The 16,416-nt window shown below is 40.0% G+C and carries 18 protein-coding genes; 4 read left to right on the top strand and 14 right to left on the bottom strand.

All coding sequences use genetic code 11. From position 1 onward, the window contains the following. Window positions 1–34: 34 nt before the first annotated feature. The 4 genes from QUE46_RS03055 to yaaA all read right to left on the bottom strand — a co-directional run bounded on the left by QUE46_RS03055 (window position 35) and on the right by yaaA (window position 3,506). Window positions 35–742, bottom strand: a complete 708-nt coding sequence (locus QUE46_RS03055; protein WP_286246171.1) for a hypothetical protein — start codon at window positions 740–742, stop codon at window positions 35–37. Beyond that, window positions 735–1,484, bottom strand: a complete 750-nt coding sequence (locus QUE46_RS03050; RefSeq protein ID WP_286246170.1) for a hypothetical protein — start codon at window positions 1,482–1,484, stop codon at window positions 735–737. The genes QUE46_RS03055 and QUE46_RS03050 overlap by 8 nt, the downstream gene beginning before the upstream one ends. A 162-nt stretch (window positions 1,485–1,646) precedes the next feature. Beyond that, a complete protein-coding gene (locus QUE46_RS03045) occupies window positions 1,647–2,603 on the bottom strand; it encodes a mechanosensitive ion channel family protein (protein WP_286246169.1) in 957 nt (318 codons plus the stop codon). Window positions 2,604–2,726: 123 nt separating this feature from the next. Further along, window positions 2,727–3,506 carry a peroxide stress protein YaaA gene (yaaA, locus tag QUE46_RS03040; protein WP_055016339.1) on the bottom strand — a complete coding sequence of 260 codons (780 nt, stop codon included), beginning with the start codon at window positions 3,504–3,506 and terminating at the stop codon, window positions 2,727–2,729. Window positions 3,507–3,760: 254 nt separating this feature from the next. Between yaaA and tal the strand changes: the two genes are divergently transcribed. After that, window positions 3,761–4,711 (top strand): transaldolase, encoded by a 951-nt coding sequence (gene tal, locus QUE46_RS03035; protein WP_054983753.1) that lies wholly within the window; start codon window positions 3,761–3,763, stop codon window positions 4,709–4,711. 293 nt (window positions 4,712–5,004) lie between these two features. After that, complete coding sequence (locus QUE46_RS03030) at window positions 5,005–5,193, top strand: DUF3545 family protein (protein ID WP_004587992.1); 189 nt, start codon at window positions 5,005–5,007, stop codon at window positions 5,191–5,193. 61 nt (window positions 5,194–5,254) lie between these two features. Here the strand turns inward: QUE46_RS03030 and ung are convergent, their stop codons facing one another. The 8 genes from ung to QUE46_RS02990 form a co-directional block, all read right to left on the bottom strand. Next, complete coding sequence (gene ung, locus QUE46_RS03025) at window positions 5,255–5,917, bottom strand: uracil-DNA glycosylase (RefSeq protein ID WP_286246168.1); 663 nt, start codon at window positions 5,915–5,917, stop codon at window positions 5,255–5,257. Continuing rightward, complete coding sequence (locus QUE46_RS03020) at window positions 5,914–6,774, bottom strand: cobalamin-binding protein (RefSeq protein ID WP_286246167.1); 861 nt, start codon at window positions 6,772–6,774, stop codon at window positions 5,914–5,916. The genes ung and QUE46_RS03020 overlap by 4 nt, the downstream gene beginning before the upstream one ends. Continuing rightward, the gene (gene cobO / locus QUE46_RS03015; RefSeq protein WP_286246166.1) at window positions 6,774–7,373 is read right to left on the bottom strand and encodes a cob(I)yrinic acid a,c-diamide adenosyltransferase; all 600 of its coding nucleotides are present in this window, start codon (window positions 7,371–7,373) and stop codon (window positions 6,774–6,776) included. The genes QUE46_RS03020 and cobO overlap by 1 nt, the downstream gene beginning before the upstream one ends. Further along, entirely contained in the window at window positions 7,363–8,847 is a 1,485-nt protein-coding gene (locus QUE46_RS03010; RefSeq protein ID WP_286246165.1) for a cobyric acid synthase, read from the bottom strand. The genes cobO and QUE46_RS03010 overlap by 11 nt, the downstream gene beginning before the upstream one ends. 5 nt (window positions 8,848–8,852) lie before the next feature. Continuing rightward, window positions 8,853–9,857 (bottom strand): iron ABC transporter permease, encoded by a 1,005-nt coding sequence (locus tag QUE46_RS03005; RefSeq protein ID WP_286246164.1) that lies wholly within the window; start codon window positions 9,855–9,857, stop codon window positions 8,853–8,855. 4 nt (window positions 9,858–9,861) lie between these two features. Further along, window positions 9,862–10,671: an ABC transporter ATP-binding protein gene (locus tag QUE46_RS03000; RefSeq protein WP_286246163.1), complete on the bottom strand. Its 810-nt coding sequence runs from the start codon at window positions 10,669–10,671 to the stop codon at window positions 9,862–9,864. A 297-nt stretch (window positions 10,672–10,968) separates the two neighbouring features. Next, a complete protein-coding gene (locus QUE46_RS02995) occupies window positions 10,969–11,901 on the bottom strand; it encodes a porin (protein WP_286246162.1) in 933 nt (310 codons plus the stop codon). A gap of 198 nt (window positions 11,902–12,099) precedes the next feature. Further along, window positions 12,100–12,969, bottom strand: a complete 870-nt coding sequence (locus QUE46_RS02990) for a LysR family transcriptional regulator (RefSeq protein ID WP_286246161.1) — start codon at window positions 12,967–12,969, stop codon at window positions 12,100–12,102. A gap of 90 nt (window positions 12,970–13,059) precedes the next feature. On the opposite strand from QUE46_RS02990, the gene QUE46_RS02985 reads away from it, so the two are divergent. Both QUE46_RS02985 and QUE46_RS02980 read left to right on the top strand, forming a co-directional pair. Then, complete coding sequence (locus QUE46_RS02985) at window positions 13,060–13,434, top strand: DUF413 domain-containing protein (protein WP_286246160.1); 375 nt, start codon at window positions 13,060–13,062, stop codon at window positions 13,432–13,434. Window positions 13,435–13,521: 87 nt separating this feature from the next. Then, window positions 13,522–14,757, top strand: coding sequence for a response regulator (locus QUE46_RS02980; protein WP_286247663.1), 1,236 nt, complete (start codon window positions 13,522–13,524; stop codon window positions 14,755–14,757). Window positions 14,758–14,876: 119 nt separating this feature from the next. Here the strand turns inward: QUE46_RS02980 and rarD are convergent, their stop codons facing one another. Both rarD and QUE46_RS02970 read right to left on the bottom strand, forming a co-directional pair. Continuing rightward, window positions 14,877–15,794: an EamA family transporter RarD gene (rarD, locus tag QUE46_RS02975; RefSeq protein ID WP_286246159.1), complete on the bottom strand. Its 918-nt coding sequence runs from the start codon at window positions 15,792–15,794 to the stop codon at window positions 14,877–14,879. 111 nt (window positions 15,795–15,905) lie between these two features. Further along, a complete protein-coding gene (locus QUE46_RS02970) occupies window positions 15,906–16,361 on the bottom strand; it encodes a thioesterase family protein (RefSeq protein WP_286246158.1) in 456 nt (151 codons plus the stop codon). Between the last annotated feature and the right edge of the window lie 55 nt (window positions 16,362–16,416).

The raw sequence follows: 16,416 nt of genomic DNA, 5'->3' as shown, positions 1-16,416 counted from the left end.
GCGCTGCTTGTTACTCCAACACAAGCGGCGCTTTTTATTTTAATTCTTCTAGTTGTTTAGCCACATCACTTATTTTAAAACTATTTTTTTGCGAATAATAACTATCTACAAACACTTCTTCAAAATTGCTCACTGTAGAGCCTTCATTTAGCTCAAAAGGAAAACCCTTAAGTTCCTTTGTTTTTGTGTTGAACTTATAAACAAAATTGTCACCACTTATACCTGCAGAAAAAACATATTGTTCGTTATTCAACCACCCTCCGGTTTGATGAAACAAACCGATATTAAAGCGGTTAGTTGTTTGATGAAGTCCAATCTTGAGTATATGCCTTTCATTAAATGCAGACTTGGTTATTTCAATAGTTGGTACAAACCAAAAACCTTGGGTGTCCCCTGCAAAAACGGCTAAAAAATCACCACCTGGCGACCAACTAACTAAACTACTTTCAGGCTTCATATCCGGACATAAAGAGTTGTCTTCATCGCAAAATTCTAATAACTCTTTTCTTCTCACGTATGCACTTTCATCGGGTAAAGTTAGCTTGGATATAAAATTATTATCGCGATCAAAAAAAGTAATTCCTGCGTTATTGTTTTCAACTGTTAATTGATAACTTAAACCATACCGTTTATTAAGCTCTTTAGTATTATCTTGCTGAGTATTATTTAATGGATTGCAGCCTATAATAAAACTTAAAATAAATAAAATGATAGAGCAATGAGTTATGCTTTTTTTATTCATGTAAATGCCGAGCCACTTGTGGTAGTGATTTTAATAATCCTGATGAATCTTTTGGTACAATAATAACACCAGATAACCAGTTAAATAAATTCAAAGGTGTTTTTTCGTAAAGGCTAGCACCAATACCATCCCAATGAACTTCATAAACATATCCTTCAGAAAAAAGCCATGTATGCATACCACCATTTGAAACGCCGAATCCAAAAGGAACTTTTCTCATGGTGTTATAGTCAACTATATTAAGTGTTGTTGGGCCTACTTTTAAACCTCTTGATTTATAGATCTTCCACAAACCTTGCTCCTGAGCCGATTCTTTATCAGTTGGGCGATAATTCGTCAGAGCATGATGAACAGGGACATTATAGTATTTACCATCCCTTTTAACTTGCTGCAAATATGCCAAAGGGTGTTTATTTTCGCCATCTGCGGGGTGATTAATATCAGCATTAATATAAACGGTTTCCCAACCGAGGTTACTCACTAAATATTGAGCTGTAATAATACCACTGTGTCCCTTTTTCCAAATCGTATTTTTAGCCTCACTATTGCCTACCTCTGAAAACGCAGCAGACATTACATTCAATGCATAAGTGATGCAGTCTGTAGAGGTAAAACCTTTTGAGTCGTAATATTGTTTATTCCTAATATAAAGTTGTGAACCAACTTCTTTAGGATGATGATTATAATATTTAAGTAGGTGTTTTTTGCGCTTGAAGAAAAGGAGCTCATTAAAATAATCCATTATTTTTAAAGTGTTAAATTTAAAGTACGAAAGGTTAAATATCAATCAACATTTTAAAACGACTTAATTAATGGTATATATCACCGCGCTTTTACTTTGTAAAAACGCGCTGATAGTCGGTAACTATTTCCCAATGCTTTTGCGTTGTGAGTTTTAAATTATTTACTCACCTTGGCTTGCATCAGTATTATTATCACCCTCTTTATTTGCTGACTGCTGGTTTATTTTATCGCTTATCATGGCATCGAGCTTTTCACCGCCTTTAATGCCAAAATCTAACGTACGTATTGGGAATGGAATACTAATATCTGCAGCATCAAGTGCTTGTTTAACGGCCACTACGCCCTTGTGACGTACTGTCATAAAGTCTGGCTCGCCTGGGTATTTTATCCAAAACCACACCAGTAAATTAATGCTACTGTCGCCAAAACCTTCTGCGTACACAGCGGTTTCATCTTTACGTATTACAAAGTCAAACTCGTTAATTTTATCAACGATAACTTCTTTGGCTTTTTCAATGTCGTCGCCGTATGAAATACCCACCGGTACTTCTATTCGTCTAACGCCTAACGTGGTGTAGTTTTTTAACACATTTCTAAATAATACCTTGTTAGGTACCAGTATTAACTGCCCGTAAAAGCTCTCTATTAGCGTGTTACGCAGGTTTATAGAATGTACCGAGCCAAATACATCGTCGGTTTCAATTACATCACCCGCTTTAAATGGCTTGCGTATTCCCATAGCAATACCGGCAATTAAGTTCTCGGTCATGTCTTGAAAAGCAAAGCCAATAGCTAAACCCACAATACCCGCACCCGCTAGTAACGATGTAACTGTGCCTTTTAACCCCATAAAATCTAAAGCGATAAATAGGCCCACACATAACACAATGACCTTAAAAATAGAGGCCATTAGGTCGGCTATTTGTTTTGAGTCGAGTGAACGCCTTAATAGGTTTTTCATCAGCTGACCGGCAAAGCGCGCTATTATTGAAAATACAATGGCTATCACCACGGCCACAATAAAGTTTGGGATGTGGCTAATAACGACATCAAACCACCCACCGAGTTTTTCTTCGATGAGCTTTTCGGCTTCGCCAACTGAAGGAATACTGATCATATTTTTACACCTATCTATTTTTTATCTCATTAATAGTAGGTGAAGTTAGCAAGTTTAGCGCCAGCATAAAAAAAGCCATGCATTGCATGGCTTTTTAACTCATTGTTTGCTGAGTATAAACGCTTAATTTTGTTCGTCGCGCATAAATACAGGCTCAAGATCTTTAGTGGTTGCTTCAGGACTAAAGTAATAACCCGCCACACTAAACTCTTTTAATTGGCTAAGCTGCGTTACTTGGTTTTCTATGATGTAACGGGCCATCATGCCGCGTGCTTTTTTAGCGTAAAAGCTAATTACTTTATATTGACCATTTTTACAATCTTTAAAATGCGGCGTAATAATTTGTGCATTAAGCGCTTTTTTATCTACTGCTTTAAAGTACTCATTTGAAGCAAGATTAACGAGGTATTGTGCGTCTTGCGCTTTTAGTTCCTCGTTTAATTTATTAGCAATAATACTGCCCCAAAATTCATACAAGTTTTTACCGCGAGGGTTATCAAGCTTGGTGCCCATTTCGAGGCGGTAGGCTTGCATTAAATCAAGTGGTTTTAATAAACCGTATAAACCTGAAAGTATACGTAAATGGCTTTGCGCATAATCGAGGTTGGCTGCAGTAAGTGTTGCGGCATCTAAACCACCGTACACATCGCCGTTAAAGGCTAGCACCGCTTGTTTAGCATTACTTTGCGTAAATGGTTGCGACCATTCGCTAAAGCGCGCAGCGTTAAGCCCTGCTAGCTTATCGCTAATTTTCATTAGGCTGCCAATTTGCGCTGGAGTTAGTTCACGGCATACTTTCATGAGCTCTTCGCTGTGCTCTAGTAATTCAGGTTGAGTGAACTTATCTGTTGCGGGTGGCGTTTCGTAATCAAGATTTTTTGCTGGTGAAATAACAGTGATCATAGTTAGCTATTGACTTGTAATTTATTTAATGTCAATTTCAACATTAAATGAGACGAAAAGCACGTTTTGTTTATAAAATACCATTGAAAATTAATCGCAATGGCCTAAATCCTACCTTAATAAATCATGCATCGTCGTTTTTCTATTGATAAGGACATAAGACCTATCAAGCATTGTCACACTGTTGCAGTATTGAATACTTATATTAAGGTAGTTTAGATTTTCTTTTAACTTGCTTGGAATGAGGAAGGCAAATGACTAGCGCTCTACAAAGGCTAAAACAACATTCATCTATCGTAGCCGACACTGGCGATATTGAAGCGATCAAAAAGCATCAACCAGAAGATGCAACCACAAACCCGTCGCTTTTATTAAAAGCGAGCGAGATTGAAGCTTACAAGCCTTATTTAGATAAAGCTTGGAGCTATGCAAAAGAAACAGAGCAAGATGCAGCTAAACAGCTTGAACTTGCATGTGACTACTTTGCCGTATTAATTGGTAAAGAAATTAGCGAAATTGTACCTGGTTATATTTCTACTGAAGTAGATGCTCGTTTATCATTCGACACCCAAGCAACTATTGATAAAGCACATACCCTGCTTAGCCTTTATGAAAAAGAAGGTGTAAGCAAAGACAAAATTTTAATCAAAGTTGCGTCTACATGGGAAGGTATTAAAGCGGCCGAACAGCTAGAAAAAGAAGGGACTAAATGTAACCTGACTTTATTATTTAGCGATGCTCAAGCACGTGCATGTGCTGATGCAAATGTATTTTTAATCTCGCCATTTGTTGGCCGTATTTTAGATTGGCACGTAGCAAATGGTATGGAAAAACCAACCGACCCGCTACAAGATCCAGGTGTTCAATCTGTACGTAGCATTTTTGAGTTTTATAAACGCCATGATTACAAAACCGTTGTTATGGGCGCAAGCTTCCGTAATACCGGCGAAATTATTGCACTTACAGGTTGTGACAAGCTAACAATTAGCCCTAACCTACTTGAAGATTTAGGCAATTTAGAAGGCGCAGAAGAATACTTACTGCAAAGTGATATTCCTAAAGAGCCAAAGCCTGCTCCACTTACTGAATCGCAGTTCCGTTGGTTACATAACCAAGATGCAATGGCAACTGAAAAACTAGCTGAGGGTATTCGCTCATTCGCAGATGCACAAGAGCAGCTAGAAGCACGTTTTAAAGCTATGTAATACGCGCTAATTATTTATTAAACGCCGCACCTGCGGCGTTTTTTTGTGCCTTTAATATAATCGCTTCTGCTTTAAACTAACCTGCCACAGCAAGTGTCATTGCAAGCACTAGCTTTTAGTGTTTTTTATTTATTCTTCGTATCTCAAAATAGCGCGGCCATTAAAGAAAGTTAGTATTAAACTTCATCAATGCATCACATACCTGTAACAAATTCGTCACTTTTTTATTCTATTTTAGCTAGGCCTGTGGTATAGGTATTCTCGAGGTTCACTAAAATCAATAGGAGATAGTCATGGATAGCCTAAACGATATATTAGAGATATTAGAAGGTCCTGATACAACAAGAAAAACCTCTCAAAAGAATAAAAAAAGAAAGTGGCGCGAGATTGAGGCCATAAAAGACAAACAACGGTTACGTAAAGAACTACAGGAGTTAGACTTTTTTACAGACAGTATTGAAATTGATGAGCTAGATTTTTAATTTTAATACACATCAACTAATCAAAAGGCTTTCACGTATGAAAGCCTTTTTACTATATCAATTAAACCTGCCAATTAATGGGCTTATCGCCTTGGGCTTGTAATAATTCATTTGTTTGTGAAAAGTGCTTACAACCAAAAAAACCACGATGCGCAGAAAGCGGTGATGGGTGCGGCCCTTTTAAAATATGATGGCGAGCGCTGTTAATATTTTTACCTTTTTTTTGTGCATGAGCGCCCCATAAAATAAACACGACCCCTTTGCAGTGTGCATTTATATGAGCTATCACGCTATCGGTAAATTGCTCCCACCCTAAATGCTTATGTGAGTGGGCTTGGCCTTGCTCAACCGTGAGTACGGTATTGAGTAAAAACACGCCCTGCTCAGCCCAGTTTTGTAAGTAACCATGCTCTGGTATGTCAAAACCGGGAATATCCGTTGCCAATTCCTTGTACATATTTTTTAGCGACGGCGGTAACTTTTTAACCTCTGGCAACACAGAAAAACATAAACCATGGGCTTGGCCTTCTCCGTGGTATGGGTCTTGGCCTAAAATAACCACGCGAATATTGTTAAGGGCTGTAGCTTCAAAGGCGCTAAATACTTGTGACTCTGGCGGGTAAATAGCAACCCCTTCTTCGCGGCGCTTTGCGACATAATCTAACGTTTGCTGCATATAAGGCTGCTGTAATTCATATTCTAAAAAGGCTGACCAATCGCTCATTGTATACTCTTAATTTGTTTGCGTGATGCATCTATTTTATCACACATATTAGCCAAGCCATCTAGCATGCGCGGCGAAAATCTATGCAGTAAGTCAGCATTTACACGTACAAATTGATTGTGTTTTACAGCGGGAACTTCTGGCCATTTTTGCCAATTAATTTTAGGTTGTGGCTTATCGGCGTGTTCATCAGGAATAATAATAATCTGTGGTTTTTTAATCACCACGTTTTCAATACTTATTTGCGGGTAGTCGGTTGGGCTGTGTGCAAATACATTGCTTACTTGGCAAATCTCAATAAGCTGGTTTATCCAAGTTTTATTATTTACTGTCATCATGGGCTCAGCCCAAAGCTGATAAAAACCACTTAGCGGCTCTTTACTATGGTAGCGCTGTTTAATTGCAGCTAACCTTTTTGTAAAGTTTGCTGCTACCTGCTGACTTTGCTCAACATACCCAGTAAGCTGGCCAAGTGTAATTAGCTCATTAGCCAAGCTCTCTATTGTGGTTGGGTTACTTAAGTGAACATTTATACCTAGGCGCTTTATTTGCTCTAAATCTTCACTTTGATTACCGCTTTTCCACGCAATCACTAAATCAGGTTTTAGCGCTAATAATTTCTCAAGGGAAATACCATAGTAACCTCCAATCCGCTCTATACTTTTAGCTTCAATTGGGTAATCGGCGTAATCAACAGTGCCAACAATATTACCCCCCGCACCTATAGCAAATAGGTTTTCTACTATGTGGGGAGCCAGTGCAACAACACGTAGTTTATCTTGTGTAGTTGTATCACTCGCTGCAGCATTGCCCCCTAAACACAAAAACAGTAGTGCAGCAAAAAACGCGTTGTACATTAGTAATCAAATCCTTCAAGCGCCTTAATACCTGAATCGAAGGCATGTTTAACATTACGCACTTCGCTTACCGTATCGGCAAGGTCAGTTAACGTGCGATGCGCTGCACGACCTGTAATAATAACCGACTGCATGGGAGGGCGATTATTTAGCGCGCTTACTACCTCGTCTAAATCAATATAACCGTAGGTCACCATGTAGGTAAGCTCATCAAGTAATACCAAATCAATACTGCTATCGGCCAGCATACGCTTTGCCTCTTGCCATGTTGCTTGCGCGGCTGCGGTGTCGGCTTCTTTGTTTTGCGTATCCCACGTAAACCCTGTATTCATCACGGCAAATTCAACCCCTGCGCCTTGTAATAAGTTACGCTCTCCACACTCCCATGTGCCTTTAATAAACTGACACACAGCAGCTTTTTTACCATGACCAACACAACGTGCAACCACACCAAAGCCCGAGGTTGATTTACCTTTACCATTTCCTGTAATTACTTGAAATATACCTTTTACTTCTTGCGCTGCGGCCACACGCGCATCTACCTGTTCTTTTACTTTTTGCTGGCGCTGCTGGTGCTTATCGTTGCTTTTATCTGTCATTATTGTGTCCTTCATAAATCGATATAATATGTTGTATGTTTAAGTGTGTCTCACACATAGTGGCTAAGCGTTCTAACTGCTGTTCGCGGTGCTTAGCAATACTAATGGGCTTTATTACGACCTCTGGTTTTACCCAGTTTAAAATTTGCGATGTGGCGTTGGCTTCATCAAACAAGCCGTGTAAATAAGTACCAGCAATGGCATTGTCATCACTAATAAAACCATCGCTTACAAATCCATTAGGGTGCGCGTTAAACATTAAAAATGGCTTATTAAGTGCTGCGCCTTCACTAATGCCCGCATGTATTTCGTAACCACTACAGGGGGTTTTATTATCATTTAACTGCATAGTTGCGGTTACTTTAGTAAGTACTTTTTGTGTGCTAAGAGTGGTATCAAAGTCACTTAATCCAAGGCCTTTAACACGCTTTAATGACGATTCCACTCCCATCGGATCAGCAATGCTTTTGCCTAACATTTGCATGCCGCCACATACACCCAACACTTTACCGCCATAACGTATGTGGCGCTGGATTTGCGTATCCCAGCCTTCACTTTTTACAAAGCTTAAATCGCCCAGCACGTTTTTACTGCCAGGAATAATAATCAGATCAACTGGTGGGATCACGTGTGTGTGGCGTACATAATTGATATTAATATTTGGGTGCAGCCGTAATGCATCAAAATCGGTGTGGTTACTAATATGCGGCAATAAAAGCACGGCTATATTAATAGTGGCAGTCGTCACCTTGTTATCTATAGCAACGGCATCTTCAGCATCAAGGGCTAAATCATGTAAATAGGGCAGTACTCCAAGCACTGGTTTTTTTGTATAGCACTCAAGCCAATCAAGCCCGCTTTGCAGTAAACTTATATCGCCTCTAAAACGGTTTATAACAAAGCCTTTTACGCGCGCTTGCTCGGATTCGCTTAGCAGCGCTAATGTACCCACTAAATGCGCGAACACACCGCCTTTGTCTATATCGGCAATAATAATGACAGGGCAATCTACCGCTTCTGCGTAACCCATATTGGCAATGTCGTTTTCGCGCAGGTTTATTTCTGCAGGGCTGCCTGCGCCCTCAACCAATAATAAATCAAACTGTTTAGCTAAGCGTTTATGCGAGGCAAGCACTGCATCCATCGCAACCTGTTTATAATTATGATATGCCCCTGCCTCCATATTACTAATGGCTTTTCCATGTACAATGACTTGCGCTCCCGTATCACTATTTGGTTTGAGCAATATGGGGTTAAAGTCGTTTTGAGGATCTACTTTAGCGGCTATGGCTTGCAAAGCTTGCGCACGGCCTATTTCTCCGCCCTCTTTTGTAACCGCGCTATTAAGCGCCATATTTTGCGGTTTAAAAGGCGCAACCTTTGCGCCTCGCTTTGCAAACACTCTGCAAAGCGCAGCGACTAAAGTGCTTTTTCCGGCATCTGACGTCGTGCCTTGAATCATTAAGGTTTTCATCAGCACTATGCCTTTGTTTTTTTAAAAAAGAGTAAGCTTAAAAAAAATACGCTACCCATAGCTGCTGTAATCACCCCTACAGGGAGCTCTTGGTTTTTAAGTAATGAGCGCGAAAGCACATCGACCCACACCATAAACGTGCCACCCACTAAGCTGGTAATTAGTAAGCCAGCGGTACTGCCCTGAGATATAAAAAAGCGCACTATGTGCGGCACCATTAAACCTACAAAACCAATACCGCCACATAAGGCCACCAGCACAGCCGTTATTAATGAGCTCAATACCAACATTAAAATTCTAAAACGGTGCACACGCACGCCAAGCGTTATCGCGCTTTCATCGCCAAGTAATAGCGCATTTAACTGTCGTTTAAAGCTCAGCATAAAGCTAATGCACACCACTATAACCACGCATGGCAACCATAACGTGGTCCATTGTGCGCGGGCAAAGCTACCTAACGTCCAAAACAAAATACCAGCCACTGCTTGCGGGTCGCTCCAATACAACAATAAACTTGTAAATGCGCTAAATAAAAATGACAGTGCCACCCCCGCTAGCAACATAGACTCTACTTGCGAGCTTTTTTGCCGCCCAGCAATAAGTATCAATAAACCCATTGCTAAAAAGCTCCCTAATAAGGCCGCAGCCGATAACATAAACCCAGCACTAATACCCGCAACAGCCATAAGCAGCACTACCCCAAACGACGCGCCTGACGATATGCCAAATAAATACGGATCAGCAAGCGGGTTACGGGTAACCGTTTGTAAAATAAGCCCTGCTATAGCCAAACCTGCGCCCGCCATAAAAGCAAGTAAGGTACGGGGTAATCTAAGCTCATAAATAATACGCGCGTTAAACGAGCCCTCTCCTGCTGATAAAATCCCTTTGAGCACATCACTTAGCGGCGTATCTGCGGCGCCAAAACTCAGTGCACTAAAAAAGCTGAGCAGTGCAATTAATAGGGCTGCTATAAATATTGTCCACTGGTTTATTTTTGTTATATCCATTTAATTAATAGCCATAAAAGTAAGTTATATGAGGGATAGTTTGGCCTTTTTCTGTGCGCTGTGGATGGCAAGTTACGCGCGCACATACCCCAAAAATATCTGCTAGCATGTCCTCACTAAGTACCTGCGCAGGCGAGCCTGTATGTGTTATTTTGCCTTTATTAATAACCACCAGCTCATCGCACATAGCGGCCGCTAAATTTAAATCATGAAATGAGGCAAACACAGTGACCCCTAGCGATTTTGCCAGTTCCATCACTTGTATTTGGTATTTAACGTCTAAATGACTGGTTGGCTCATCCATGATGAGTAATTGCGGTTGCTGCACTATGGCGCGGGCAATCAACGCACGCTGCTTTTCGCCCCCCGAAAGCGACTCAAAATTTTGCTTACACTGGTGCTCAAGTCCTACGGTTTTTATAGCCTGTGTTATTTTTTGTTTATCGTTGTGGGTGGTGGCGCTAAATAAAGATTTATGGGGCGTAAGCCCAAGGGCAACCACATCAAATAATGTGAGGTTAAATTGCGCAGGTGTTTCTTGTAGCACCACAGCAACATATTTTGCGTAGTCTTCATTTTTAAGCTGCCAAATATCCTGCTGATTAAAGGTAACGTTACCAACGGTGGGTTTATTAAAGCGATACAAACAGCGCAGTAGACTCGACTTACCCGCCCCATTTGGGCCAATTAAGCCAACAAACTTACCCTTAGCTATGCGTAAATTAATATTATTTAAAATGACGCGGTTATCGACTTCCCACGACACATTTTTAACATTTAACAAGGGTGTATTTGGCGCTAACGTAGTTTGCAAAAGTGAGTCCTTAGAAAGCGTGCACTCACTAACACAAAGCTAAAAAGCTAGTGCATCAATAAAAATGAGTTTACCCGCCCGTTAAAAAAGTATACCAATCTAGCACTTCTCAAGCTGATTGATATGTTTCATTTGTATCTGACTTAAAGCCTGGTGCTAATTACAGTTACGGGAATAGTTGAGGAATTTCACCCCATTCCAAATGAGGGTCTATTATGGGCGGGTAAGTAAATAATTTAAAGAAAAAAAACCGCGCTCATCAGAGCGCGGTTAATAAAGGGAGTGTTTAAGCAACGCTTAAAACTTGTATTCTATACCTAGGCCAACGTAGTCTTGGTCAACATTGTTGTCCATATCGAAGCTTGAGTAAAAACCAAATACTTTAATGTTTTTATTTAATTTATGATCAACACCTACAGAAACTGCCGTTTTGTCATCACTGTCATCAAAGTCCATTGCTTGATATTGCACTTTAAATGTGTTTTTACCCATGCTGTAGGCTGCGTTTAATAAATAGCCGTCTGCTTCTGCGCTACCGTCTACTTTTTCTTGAGTTTGGTACATAGCGCCTAATTTAAAGCTCTCTACTTTACCTTGAATTGACGCACGTACTACATCGTAACCATTTACTTCGCTATCAGCTGCAACCGAGGCGTATACCGCACTCTTTTTAAGCGCTGAGTCACCGTAGGTCACTGCCATTGAATAACCGTTATCTGCATCTACATCGTCTTCGGCAATAAATGTAGCAAGTACTTTAAAGCCTTCGTAGCTTTTAGATGTATAAGTGATCGAATCACCTAAGCGGTTTTCACCTTTAAAAACATTTTTAATATCGCCTTCAAGGTCATTAAATAAATCTAACTTACCTTGTGATTGTTTAAGCGCTGTATCGTTACGACCCACAACAACTTGACCATAGGCACCTTTTAAACCTACGTACTGGTTACGTGCAGAAATATTGTCGTCATTATCACCTTTCGAGTCAGCATCAGATACATCAACTTGAAACTCAAACTTATAAACTGCTTCTAATCCATCAGTAATCTTTTCAGATCCTTTTAGGCCAAAGCGAGATGCATTACTTTTAATTTCAGTGAAAGACCCTTCACCATCATCAGACGATTGCACAGTAACATTAGCTTTACCGTATACATCAACGTCTGCAAGCGCACTAAAAGATAAACCACTTACTAAAGCAACGCATAAGCTCGATTTTACAAAATTCATGTTATTTCCTCGATAATCACAAGACTAATTTTTAAAACAGCTGCAGTTTGTCACCGTTAAATGACAGATATATTACAAAGGAAACATTTTTGTCTTTTTATTTTAATAAAAGTGTCTAAATTCTGAAAACAAACCGACATGAATATTTAATAAACAAAATTGTACCTATTCAACCTCTTTAAAAATCATAGTCGTTATTTAATGTTCATCAATAGGCTGATAAGCATTTATTTTAGGCAGTAAGTTGATCAAGGTTTCTATTAACTCTTTTTGGTCGTTGTCTCTGTGGTAGGCCACAAAAATATCACGCGAAGTATGCTCTACATCTTTTACATGAAACAGCTCTCCTTTTTCTAAATGAGACTCAACAAGTACCTCGGGGATAAACGCACTGCCACCACACTGAAGGATTAAATCCAGCGCAATACGCCCCGTACTGGTTCTAAAATAGGGTGGCGTTTTACCGGTAAACTGACGCGCATGCCATAATGAAAAAGTTGTGCCCCAATCAACGTATACATATTGATTATCAAAAAAGTTCTCGTTTGTGGCCGTGTCATAGCCACTTACCGGAATAATTGGCAGCTCGCAAATTCGCTCAACCACCAGCTCGTCTACTTTAGGGGGGTCAAATAATATGGCTAAATCAAGCGTACGCTCTAACAATAACCGCGTGCTTTCTTGTTGGGCTTTAACCTCAGCGACCAACGACACCCCAGGCATAGCCGAAACAATATTAGTAATACCAAATTGTAAAAACGCATCCCATATATTAGGCGTACCCGCTAAACTTATTTGCTTGTGCATGTTATCGGCAAGTGCCACATCCACTTTGGCGCGCTGCATGCCGGTGATGATCATTTTAGCATGCGGAAGTAATCGCTCTCCTGGCGCCGTTAATTGAATGTTGTTACGCTGGCGAATAAACAAGTTTACACCCAGCCCCTGCTCTAACTGGCGAATTCGAAAGCTTACTGCCGATTGCGTGATATACAGGTTTTCAGCCGCTTTACCAAAGTGACGCGTGCGCACAACCTCTACAAATGTTTTTAATAAATCTATATCCAATTTTTTATCCTCACGATAAAAATAACTTGTTTAATAAATTGTCAAACTTGCATCATACTCCAGCAATAAACAGGGTATGAGGATACAGTTATGAGCAACGATATTTCACTACTTCGCCAAGCGTTTGTTAGCCAACGTCAATTTTATGATGATCAAAACTTTCCTCGCGGGTTTAGCCGCAGCGGAAACTTTACCTTATTAGAAGCCAGCATATTAGAGCAACACGGTGTTGTACTAAAAGGGCTTTATAATAAAACTTTAGCGCCACAAAATGCCCTACAAGAGCAATTTGTTGACGTAGTTTGTGATAGTAAAGAGCCTACAAACCCAATCGAAAAAGCGTGGGTTAAATATTTAAAACTAACAACCTGTAAAACTAAGTTTCATACACTTTTTGGTCGCTCAAAAATGTCAGGGCCAATGCCAATAAGCCAAGAAGATTATAGCGAGTCTGATAGCGTATAAGCCTCTAACTTATTTGCTTTTTTGCGTTTTAACAGTTACAACTTGTATAAGCAAACAATTTTGCAAAATATCAAACAAGGTTATTACGTGACGCGAAAAATACTCATAGTTGAAGATACGCCTACTATAGCGCGTGTGCAAAAGCATATCGCGCTTAAAGCGGGCTACGAAGTAGACATAGCCAAATCTTTAGCGGCAACCAAAGAGTTAATAAAACACAATAGCTACTTTTGTGCCGTTGTTGATTTTATCCTCCCTGATGCTCCCGCGGGAGAGGCGATTCCGCATACTATTAATGCCGACATTCCTACCATCGTAATGACAGGTAACATAGATAAACAAACTCGCGACACAGTAGAAAAGTACCCAATAATTGATTACATAATCAAAGAAAACAAACAAGCTTACCAATACCTAGAAAAACAACTAAGCCGTTTACCACGTAACGAAAACGTAAAAGTGTTGGTCGTCGACGACTCCACCTCTACACGTAAATATATTTGCAATTTACTAAAACGCCATAAGTATCAAATACTCGAGGCAAAGGACGGCAAAGACGCGCTAGAGGTACTTGAAAGCCAAAAAGACGTGGCTGTTATTATTACCGATAACGAAATGCCAAACATGAATGGTGATGAGTTATGCGCTGAAATTCGCAGACTTTACAGTAATGACGAAAAAGCCATTATCGGTATTTCGGGTGCCGACTCATCAGCGTTATCGAGCCTATTTTTAAAAAATGGTGCTAATGACTACCTCCATAAACCCTTTAACAGCGAAGAGTTTTACTGTCGACTAAGCCAAAACGTCGACATGCTTGAACAAATAGCAACAATTAAACGCCAAGCAAATACCGACTACTTAACAAAACTACCTAATCGCCGCTACTTTTTTGAAGAGTCGAGCAAGTCACTCAAGTATTTAAAAAAATCGAATCAAGATGGCGCGCTTGCCATGCTTGATATAGACCATTTTAAATCGATTAACGATACATACGGCCACGATGCTGGCGATGAAGTCCTCAAAGGATTGGCGGTGTGTTTTAAAAAGTACTTTGAAAAGCAGTTAGTCGCTCGCTTAGGTGGTGAAGAATTTGCCGTTTACTTTACTGATGCAACCACAGCGCAAGCGCTAAAACGCCTTGAAGGATTTAGGCAATTTATAGAGCTTAATAGCCAAGAATTTAGCCAAGAAAAAATTAAATTTACAATTTCTATTGGTTTTGCAAGCGGCCCTATTTACCAAATAGATGAGCTACTTAAACAGGCCGATTTAAAACTATATGATGCAAAAGAAACCGGCCGCAATAAAGTAATAAGCTAAACCTTCACACTATTTTATCAACTTGCCTAAACTAGTATTCTATTTTGAGGATTAAACATAACGATAGCTAACGCCATGTTTAGCTCCTCAAAATAATTAACTATTATTACGCATAGGTATTAAACTTCGGCGGCAGTTATAGCCGCCTTTTTACGCTTACGTGATTGATGATAAGAGTCCCACGTAAATATAGCCAGTGCACTCCAAATACAGGCAAATGTAATCACTCGCTCTGCATCAAACACTTCATCGTAAAACACCACAGCAAGCATAAACATTAAGCTTGGCCCTATGTACTGAAAAAAGCCCAATGTTGTGTACTGCAAACGCTTGGCCGCTCCGGTAAAGCAAAGCAGCGGCAAGGTAGTAATAATACCGGCACTAATTAACAGCGCATTGGTATGCCAATCGTTTAGGGCTAAATCGGAAGTAGGCGTTGGTGCCATTACCCACCAGTAAATTAATGCAACCGGCAATAAAATTAGCGCTTCGAGTAAAATGCCTGGCAGCGCTTCAACAGGTAACTTTTTACGCAGTAAGCCATAAATAGCAAAAGACGTTGCAAGCGAAAACGCCACCACCGGAAACGAGCCAAAACTGACCAATTGCAGTAGCACGCCAGCAAAGGCTAAAAACACCGCAAACCCTTGTAATTTTCGCAGCCGCTCACCTAAAAATAGCATGCCCAACAGCACATTAAGTAGTGGGTTAATGTAATACCCTAAACTGGCATCAAGCATATGGTTATTGTTAACAGCCCAAATAAACAACCCCCAATTAAAGCCCAGTATAGAGGAGGTAAGCACTAACATTAAAATAATTTTTGGCTGAGCAACTATACGCTTAACTTTATCCCAATATTTAAGCACACTAACCACAAGCACTAAAAAAACCACAGACCAGACAACACGGTGAGTTAAAATTTCAAAGGCAGAAACATGCTGTATTTGTTTGAAATAAATAGGCGCGAGGCCCCACATTAAAAAAGCTAAACAGGCAAAAATGCCGCCTTTACGCTGCTCGTTTGCAATCGACATATATAATACTTACTAATACTAAAAGGCCGACAGTTTATATCAATTTGCGCTATTAAGTGATTTATTTTGAGGCGAGTAAACCTAAACGCAAGACAATTTATTTTAACAACTTTAGCCAACTAAATACGTACCGGTGCCATAAGCAATTTGTATTGCCTTTTCGTTGTGCAGCTCCATTCTACATACACACACTTTATTACCAGAGCGTATCAAAGTAGCACTGGCTGTAAATATCTCCCCTTTACCAGGGCGTAAATAATCTGTGCGTAAATCAATAGTGCCTAAGGTAGCTAGCTTTTGCTGTACGCTAGGAATGTCTAAGTCGGTTAACTTATCGATAACACTGGCTGCTGCAAGCATGCCGCCCACATTATCGAGCACCGCTGATATAATACCGCCGTGAAGAATTTTTTGCGCAGGGTTGCCTATAAATACATCCTGCCATGGGAAGGTAATTTTAGCTTGCTCAGGGCTAAGCGACTCTACCGAGATATTTAAAAACTGATTAAATGGCATGCCGTTTACAAACAGTGCGCCAACTTGTTCAATTAACATTTCTTTATTCATTATTATTCTCTATGTTTAAATTAACACTGGTATGACGAATTAAGCATACCTGAAG

Source organism: Pseudoalteromonas sp. MM1, from assembly GCF_030296835.1.
In the GTDB taxonomy this organism is placed as follows: domain Bacteria; phylum Pseudomonadota; class Gammaproteobacteria; order Enterobacterales; family Alteromonadaceae; genus Pseudoalteromonas.
The sequence above is the reverse complement of the archived record's forward strand: the minus strand, read 5'-3'. Positions and strand labels throughout refer to the sequence as shown.